Genomic DNA, 628 nt, shown 5'->3' on the forward strand with positions numbered 1-628 from the left:
GACGGACTGGAGTGCGGGGGCCTGACCGTCCGCCAGTGCCTCGTACACCTCGGCGAGGTCCGGCAGCAGTACGCGGAACGAGACCGTGTCCACCACCAAGTGGTGGACAACCAGCAGAAGCCTCCCGGGCGTGTCGGGGCCGAGGTCGAACCAGACCGCCTGGACCATCACACCGGCCCACGGGTCCAGCCGGGCGACCGCCGCCCGCGTCTCCTCGTCCACCAGCCGCCGGAGATCCCCGCCCACCGCATCGACACGGTGGGTGAACGGTCCGGAGGAGAGCTCTTCCGGTACAACGAGCCGTGGCTGCGGTGTGTGCTCCAGCCTGGCCCGCAACGTGTCATGGTGTCCGGCCAACGCGCGCACCGCATCGGTCAGTACGGCGAAGTCCAGACCGGCCGGGGCCACCACCAGCGCCGACTGAATGACCTGGTCGATCTTCTCCGCGCCGACTCGTTCGATCAGCTCATGCATGACCGGGGTCAACGGGATCTCGCCGACTCCAGCGACTCCTGCTGGGGGCTGCCCCAGAGCAGCGTCATCGGGTACGGCCGCGACCGCCAGACCCGCGGGCGTCCTGCGTTCGAAGACCTGGCGGGCCGTGATGACCAGACCGGCCCGGCGAGCG

Annotated in this window: 1 protein-coding gene; it reads right to left on the bottom strand. The window is 70.1% G+C overall.

Features of this window, described 5'->3' with window-relative positions:
- A partial coding sequence (locus FF041_RS23380; RefSeq protein WP_228388556.1) for a condensation domain-containing protein occupies positions 1 to 474 on the bottom strand: 474 nt, incomplete at its 3' end.
- Between the last annotated feature and the right edge of the window lie 154 nt (positions 475 to 628).

Origin of the sequence: Streptomyces jumonjinensis, assembly GCF_009600885.1 — a bacterium.
Taxonomy (GTDB): domain Bacteria; phylum Actinomycetota; class Actinomycetes; order Streptomycetales; family Streptomycetaceae; genus Streptomyces; species Streptomyces jumonjinensis.